This window comes from Kitasatospora sp. NPDC056138 (assembly GCF_042264695.1).
Classification (GTDB): Bacteria; Actinomycetota; Actinomycetes; order Streptomycetales; family Streptomycetaceae; genus Kitasatospora.
This window is the reverse complement of sequence record NZ_JBHJVK010000019.1, coordinates 77,215-84,899: the sequence shown is the minus strand read 5'-3', so window position 1 is coordinate 84,899 and position 7,685 is coordinate 77,215. Positions and strand designations below refer to the sequence as shown.

General features: G+C 69.7%; 5 protein-coding genes. 2 read left to right on the top strand and 3 right to left on the bottom strand.

Annotated elements, in window-relative coordinates; genetic code table 11:
- Positions 1 to 31: 31 nt before the first annotated feature.
- A complete protein-coding gene (locus ACFC1R_RS14840) occupies positions 32 to 439 on the bottom strand; it encodes a WhiB family transcriptional regulator (RefSeq protein ID WP_375938303.1) in 408 nt (135 codons plus the stop codon).
- 468 nt (positions 440 to 907) lie between these two features.
- On the bottom strand, positions 908 to 1,576 hold the full coding sequence (locus ACFC1R_RS14835; protein ID WP_375938390.1) for a DUF1707 domain-containing protein: 669 nt from the start codon (positions 1,574 to 1,576) through the stop codon (positions 908 to 910).
- 422 nt (positions 1,577 to 1,998) lie between these two features.
- Between ACFC1R_RS14835 and ACFC1R_RS14830 the strand changes: the two genes are divergently transcribed.
- Positions 1,999 to 3,666 carry a fumarate hydratase gene (locus ACFC1R_RS14830; protein WP_375938300.1) on the top strand — a complete coding sequence of 556 codons (1,668 nt, stop codon included), beginning with the start codon at positions 1,999 to 2,001 and terminating at the stop codon, positions 3,664 to 3,666.
- A 476-nt stretch (positions 3,667 to 4,142) separates the two neighbouring features.
- Here the strand turns inward: ACFC1R_RS14830 and ACFC1R_RS14825 are convergent, their stop codons facing one another.
- Positions 4,143 to 4,364, bottom strand: a complete 222-nt coding sequence (locus tag ACFC1R_RS14825) for a hypothetical protein (RefSeq protein WP_375938297.1) — start codon at positions 4,362 to 4,364, stop codon at positions 4,143 to 4,145.
- A gap of 216 nt (positions 4,365 to 4,580) precedes the next feature.
- Here ACFC1R_RS14825 and ACFC1R_RS14820 point away from each other — a divergent pair, with 216 nt between their 5' ends.
- Positions 4,581 to 7,550, top strand: a complete 2,970-nt coding sequence (locus ACFC1R_RS14820) for a BTAD domain-containing putative transcriptional regulator (protein ID WP_375938294.1) — start codon at positions 4,581 to 4,583, stop codon at positions 7,548 to 7,550.
- Positions 7,551 to 7,685: the final 135 nt, after the last annotated feature.

The window sequence follows — 7,685 nt, the reverse complement described above, 5'->3', positions numbered from 1 at the left end:
CTCGGGGAGGTTCCCCGAGGCCACCGGCCGTTCACCCCGCTATCCGCCTGGGCTCGCCCACTCGGTGGGCCTCCCGCAGCTCACCGTCGCGGCGCCGCCGCCGGGCCAGCACCACACGTCGCTCGGCCGCGGTCAGCCCGCCCCACACCCCGTACGGCTCCGGTTGGACGAGCGCGTGCTCCCGGCACTCCAGCAGCACCGGGCAGCGGGCGCAGACCTGTTTGGCCTGCTCCTCCCGGGACAGCCGGGCCGCGGTGGGCTCCTTCGAGGGCGCGAAGAACAGTCCGGCCTCGTCGCGGCGACAGGCGGCGCCGGTGTGCCAGGGACTGTCCTCGGGGTGGTCGAGCTGCTGCGTCCCCGTGCCGACCGGGCCGGCGGGACTGCGCCGCCCCGCCACCACGACAGCGGTACGGACGCTGGACTCGATCGGATGCAGCACGGCTTACTCCTACGAGGTTTCGAGACTCGGGGGAAGGCTCGCGTCACTGCCCGGCTGCCCCGTGCTCACCCCGGCGGGCCTCGGCCGGTTCGCCGTCCGCCGCCTCCGGGGTCACAGCCGTACAAGAAACGATGTGCGGGAGGAACTACCCCGCGGTATCCCGGTTCATGCACAACGCACCCGACCGACTACGGACTGCACTCGCCCCAAGGCCTAGTCCCCACGGCCGGTTGCCGGCGCGTCACCCTCGAACCCGGCCCCCGAATCAGACCCTGAAGACAGCGCGACCGGCCCGGACGTGCGCAACTGTCCGAGCCGGCGCGGTGCTTGAGGGGAGGACGCGCACCCGTCGGGTCAACTGCCCTGCGGCGCAAGGCATCCCGGGAGCATCGGGTGCCCCGGAGGGGGGTCGGGCGCTCCGGGGGTGTGCGGTGTCCCAAGGCGTGCGGTGTCCGGCGGTGCGGGTACTCAGAGGTCGAGTTGCTTGCGGGCCCACTCCCGCAGCTTCTTGCCCCGGCGCGGCCTGGCCTCGCAGCCGCCGAAGACCGCCGCGCCCTTCACCCGGACCACCGGCGCGTAAGGGTCGGCCGCCGTCTGTTCCCGGACCGAGAAGCCGCCGAAGATACCGACGCCGCCGCCGTGCAGGCTCACGTTCTCCGGCACCCGGATCTCCACCCCACCGAAGATCGCGGTCACCTCGATCACCACCTCGGGCGACTCGAACACCGCGTCCGTGAGATCGATCTCCACCCCGCCGAACACCGCGACCGCGCGCAGGCGCGGCCCCACCCGCCAGCGTCCCTTGCGCTCCGCGCCGCCGAAGACCGCCACCATGGTCGGCGCCTCCTGGCGGGCCGGCGGCCTCGGCGCCGGGGCGGGCGCGGGATCCGGCTGCCGCAGCGGCGGCTTCTCCATCGAGATCGGGCGGTGGGTGGGCAGGTCCCGGGTCAGCGGGACCAGATCACCCAGCGTCTTGGCCCCGTACGCCGCCTCGATCCGTTCGGAGTGCTCCTCCATCGTGAGCCTGCCCTCCGCGTACGCGTCGCGCAGCAGGTCGGCGATCCGCTCACGGTCGGCGTCCGAGGCCCGTAGCTCCGCCTCGGCGACCGGTGCCGTGCCGACGGGAGTCGTGCCCACGGGATTCGTGCCGGACGGTGCGGTGGCGGCCGGGGCCGGGGCCGGGGCCGGTACCGGGGCGGGCGTCGGCGCCGGCTGGGGCACCAGCTCGGACACCGGCTGCGAGGCCGTCCCGGCCTCGGCCTGCGAAACGGGCGGCTGTCCGGCCTGCTCGGCCTGCCCTGGCTGCTCGGGCTGCTCGGGCTTGGTCATGGAGACGGGCGGCTGGCCCGAGTCGTCCTGCGGTGACGGCGATGACGGCGAGTTGTCCACGGGCTAAGACTAGCCATCACACCCCCTGGCCGAACGGCAGTTCAGCACGAGCTGACGGCATCGGCGTGACTCCCGTCACGCAGGCTCACCTGCTCGCACCGACCTCTGCCCCGACGCCTACCCTTGAGGATGCTTCGTCGTCGCAGCCGAATCAGTTAAGGACCTCCCCCATGGCTCCCACGCCAGAGTTCGAATACTCCGACCTGCTCCCGCTCGGTGCGGATCCCACCCCGTACCGCAAGATCACCTCCGAGGGCGTCAGCACCTTCGAGGCCGGGGGCCGCACCTTCCTGCAGGTCGAGCCGGAGGCCCTGCGGCTGCTCACTGCCGAGGCGATGCACGACATCTCGCACTACCTGCGCCCCGCCCACCTCGCCCAGCTGCGCCGCATCCTGGACGACCCGGAGGCCAGCCCCAACGACCGCTTCGTCGCGCTCGACCTGCTGAAGAACGTCAACATCTCGGCCGGCGGCATCCTGCCGATGTGCCAGGACACCGGCACCGCGATCGTCATGGGCAAGCGCGGGCAGAACGTGCTGACCTCCGGCGCCGACGAGTCCGCGATCGCGCGCGGGGTCTACGACGCGTACACCAAGCTCAACCTGCGCTACTCCCAGATGGCTCCGGTCACCATGTGGGACGAGAAGAACACCGGCAACAACCTGCCCGCCCAGATCGAGCTCTACGCGACCGACGGCGACGCCTACAAGTTCCTGTTCATGGCCAAGGGCGGCGGCAGCGCCAACAAGTCGTACCTGTACCAGGAGACCAAGGCGATCCTCAACGAGGCGTCGATGCTGTCCTTCCTGGAGCAGAAGATCCGCTCGCTGGGCACCGCCGCCTGCCCGCCGTACCACCTGGCGATCGTGGTCGGCGGCACCAGCGCGGAGTTCGCGCTGAAGACCGCCAAGTACGCCTCGGCGCACTACCTGGACAACCTGCCGACCAGCGGCGACGCCAAGACCGGCCACGGCTTCCGCGACCTGGAGCTGGAGCAGAAGGTCACCGAGCTGACCCAGAAGATCGGCATCGGCGCGCAGTTCGGCGGCAAGTACTTCTGCCACGACGTGCGCGTGATCCGCCTGCCGCGGCACGGCGCCTCGCTGCCCGTCGCGATGGCGGTCTCCTGCTCGGCCGACCGCCAGGCGCTGGGCAAGATCACCGCCGAGGGCGTCTTCCTGGAGCAGTTGGAGACCGACCCGGCCAAGTACCTGCCGGACACCACGGACGAGCACCTGGACGACGAGGTCGTGCGCATCGACCTGAACCAGCCGATGTCCGAGATCCGGGCGCAGCTGTCCAAGTACCCCGTCAAGACCCGGCTTTCGCTCAGCGGCACCCTGGTCGTGGCGCGCGACATCGCGCACGCCAAGATCAAGGAGCGGCTGGACGCGGGCGAGGGCATGCCCCAGTACATGCAGGACCACCCGGTCTACTACGCCGGCCCCGCCAAGACCCCCGAGGGCTACGCCTCCGGCTCGTTCGGCCCGACCACGGCCGGCCGCATGGACTCCTACGTCGACCAGTTCCAGGCGGCGGGCGGCTCGATGGTCATGCTCGCCAAGGGCAACCGCTCCAAGCAGGTCACCAACGCCTGCGCCAAGCACGGCGGCTTCTACCTCGGCTCGATCGGCGGCCCGGCGGCCCGGCTCGCCCAGGACTGCATCAAGAAGGTCGAGGTCCTGGAGTACGCCGAGCTGGGCATGGAGGCCGTCTGGCGCATCGAGGTCGAGGACTTCCCGGCCTTCGTCGTCGTCGACGACAAGGGCAACGACTTCTTCGCCGAGGTCACCGACGGCCCGCTGATCACCAACCTGCGGGTCCGCTCGGCCGAGTAACGGACGTCGACACCGTTGAGCCGTCCCGCCCGTGCCCCTCCGGGGGCCGGGCGGGACGGCTCTGGCGATCGTTCGGACGATCATGGTGACCGGGCTACGGGCCGCAGGTCGCGGGCCGAGCGCAGCAGGCGCAAGTCGGCTGTCACCAGCACACAGTTGTACGTCTCTGTTACGGCGATGCAGGCAGCTGTTCCAGGCTCGATCCTCGCTCAGGCCTCGCCTCGTCCAGCACAGGGAGCACATCGTCGGCCGTGGCCCCACCCATGCCCGACCAGCTCTCAGCGTCTCTGATCAGATCGGGGCTCCCGGCGAACGACGCCAGAACGCCTGCAACGCCCGGCCGCTCTCCCGCGCCCTCAGGTACATCGCGGATCTGCAGGGCTATCGTGCATGCGATTTACCTGTGCCCCGGCATCCGGGCATGCAAAATGCCCTGCACCGCCGTACGGACGGAGCAGGGCACTAGCGACATCCCGTTACGGGTGGTTGATAACGTTTCCGAGCGGCTCGAAGCCGCCGTCCTTCTTCGGCTGCACAGGCTCCTGGGCAGGAACCCCCTGTGCCTCGGGCTCGCCGTCAGCCAGACCCTGGAGAACGTCAAGAATCGGCTGAGCGCCGGCGGCCGAGGACGTGTGCTCAACGGGCGTGGACTGCTGGGGCACTGCCGGAGCAGCGGCGGAGGTGTTCGTGTCGGCCATGGATCAAAAGCCGCCTTTCGGGTCATCAGGTCACTTCAGCCCGACCGGAGAGTCAAGGCGCGGGCCCAGTATCCTAGTGTTCGTTAAATGTCTTATAAACACCCCGAGGCTTGTCTTCTTCTCCAACGTTTGCCCGCTTCCTCATAAGCTGGCGCCTCACGCGAGACCGTGGAGCGTGACGCTCGGGAAGCACCACCAATGCCATCGGGGGATCTCATGGAGCTTCAGGAGAAGCCGCACACGCTGCGCTTCCAGGTGCTCGGCCCCGTCCAAGCATGGCTCGGGGAGAAGCCTCTCTCCCTCGGGTCACCGCAGCAGCAAGCTGTCCTGGTCGCCCTTCTGCTCAATCACGGCCGACCCGTGACGACCCAGGAGCTGGTCGACGGCCTCTGGGGAGACCGCCCGCCACCGCAGGCGGTGGCCGCGCTGCGCACCTATGTGTCACGGCTGCGAACAGTGATCGAACCCCACCGTGAAGTGCGCACCCCCGCCGAGCTCCTGGTGTCGGTGAGTGACGGCTATGCGCTCCGCATCCCCCCCGAGGCCCTGGACCTGGCAGCATTCGAAGGTGAATTCGCGTCAGCGGCCGCTGCCAAGGCCGACGGCGACTTCCGCGAGTCCCACCGCCTACTCGCCTCCGCTCTCTCACTGTGGAGCGGCCGCCCGCTGGCCGGAATCCCGGGACCGTACGCCGACGCCCAGCGGATGCGGCTGGCCGAGCGCCAGATCACCACTGCCGAAGAGCGCTGCGCAGCTGCGTTGGAGATCGGTCTCCACTCGGAGACAGTCGCCGAACTGAGTGCACTTGCTGGCGAGCATCCGCTGCGGGAGCGGCTTCGTGAGCTGCTGATGCTTGCGCTCTACCGCTGTGGCCGCCAGGCGGAGGCGCTTGGCGTTTACACCGACACCCGCAAGCTGCTGATCGAGGAGCTGGGGGTCGAGCCGGGTGCCGGCCTTGGGTCGGTCCATGCCCGCATCCTGGCTGGCGACCCGACCCTGATGCCCTCCGTTACCTCGTCCGCACGGACGAACGTGGTCGATGAGACGGCAGCTTTTGTCCCGCCTGCCCAACTTCCGGCCGACGTATCCGACTTCAGTGGCCGCACCGTGCTGGTCGACGAACTCCAGGGTGTCCTGAGCAGCGACTCCGGTCAGGCTGTGGTCGTCACCTCGCTGGCCGGGATCGGCGGGGTCGGGAAGACCACCCTCGCTGTCCACGTAGCCCACCGCCTGCGGTCCGAGTTCCCCGACGGACAGCTGTACACCGATCTGCGCGGGGCCGGGGCGTCACCTGCCGATCCCGCCGTGGTTCTGGGTGATTTCCTCTACGCGCTGGGGGCCTCCGAGACCCCCGACACGCTTGAGCAGCGCGCCGCACTGTACCGGTCGCTGCTCGCCGACCGGCGAATCCTCATCCTGCTCGACAACGCCAAGGACGCCCAACAGCTCCGGCCGCTGATTCCGGGCGTGTCCAGCAGTGCAGTCCTTGTCACCAGCCGTTCACGGCTGGCCGAGTTGCCCGGCGCCCACCTGGTTGATGTCGAGGAGCTCACTCCGGCGGAAGCCCTGGCCCTGTTCTCGGCCATCGTCGGTGAACAGCGCACCGCGGCTGAGCCCGAGGCTTCCCTGGCAGTGGTCAGGGCCTGTGGTTTCCTGCCGCTGGCGGTACGCATCGCCGCCGCGCGCCTGGCCAGCCGGCCGCGTTGGAGCGTCTCCGATCTGGCTCGTCGGTTAGCGGACCAGCGGCGACGACTCAGCGAGCTCCAACTCGGCAACCTCGCTGTGGAGACCACCATCGGCCTGGGCTACGGCCAGCTGAGCACGGAGGAAGCCCGAGCCTTCCGGTTGCTGTCCCTTGTGGATGCTCCCGATCTTCCTTTGGCCGCCGTCGCGTTCCTGCTCGGCGTGGGCGAAGAAGAGGCGGAGTCGCTGGCCGAAGCCCTGGTCGAGGCGAACATGCTGGAGTGTTTCACTCCTGGCCGGTATCGCTACCACGACCTGCTCCGGCTGTTCGCCCAGCGGCAGAACGAGAAGCTCAAGGACATCGCCGCCCAGCGCGCCGCTCGGCTGCGCCTCCTGGACGCGTTGCTGGCAACCATGCGGAATGCCGCACAGGCGATCGAGCCTGACGACATGTTCCCGGCGCCGCTTCACCAGCCGGTCTCGCCCGGGCTGTCCTTCGCGGACAGCGATGACGCCCGCAGCTGGCTGCGGTCGGAGCTTGCTCTGGTACTGAGTAGTGTCGAGGCAGCGGTCCTGGAGCCCTTGGAGTTGCTGCGCCCCGCTGTAGACATACTCATTGTGCTCAACGGCCTGGTCGAGGATCCGACCCACGGGCAGCGCATCCGGGTATCCCTCGACGCCGCTGACACCAACGCGCGTTCGCACTCGGATGCTGCTGCCCTCGCGCGGATCCAGCTGGCGTTGGGGTTCCTCCAGCACGTCGCAGGTGAGTACCAGAAAGCAGAGATCTCGTTCCGTCGAAGCCTGGAGTTCCAGGGCGACGACGATCAGACCGAGCTGCGTGTCAACGCTGCCAACCTCCTGGCCGTCGTCCTCAGCCTGGCCGACCGGCCGGCCGAGGCGTTGCCGTTCTTCCAGGAGGCGCGGGTGATCAGCCGCAACCTCGGGGCGGCCGTCAGCGAGGCACGGCTGTCGGGGAATCTGGCGCGGGCGCACCTCGGGCTCGGCCAGCATGACGAGGCGGTCAGTTCGGCGCGGGCGGCGGTGGAGGCGGCGCGCGTGTCCGGGAACACGCCGTGCCTGGCGGACACGCTGTACCAGCTCGGTGTCGTGCTGCGGTCCACGGGCTCGCCCGGTGAGGCGGCGGCGCGGTTGCGGGAGGCGCATCGGCTGTACCAGTCCGAGCAGCAGCGGATCTGGGAGGGCTACTCACTGGCCCGTCTGGCGCCCTGCCTGTTGGCGGACGGTCAGCTTCCGGAGGCCGCCGAGGCGGCGGAGGAGGCGCTGGCGATCGCGCAGGAGCTGGATGCGGCGTACTGCCAGGGGCTGGCCAACGCCGCGCTGGGCGAGGCGCTCCTGGAGTTGGGTCAGCCCGCACGCGGTCTGGCCTGTCTCCAGGAGGCGCACTCGATCTTCACGCGGCTCGGTGTGCCCGAGGCCCTCCCCCTGCAGGACCTCATCGAGCAGCAGCACACCGAGCCTTCCGCACCCCCTGCGCCGTGATCCCCGTCCCCCGACAGGGGATCCCCCCGTGCGTCGGGGGTTGCCCCCAGCCCCCCGGCCGGGGACCCCCCCGAGCCTGCCCCGCGCCGGGTGCTAAAGGGTCAAAAGAAGGAGTTGTGGGTGGTAAAAACATAT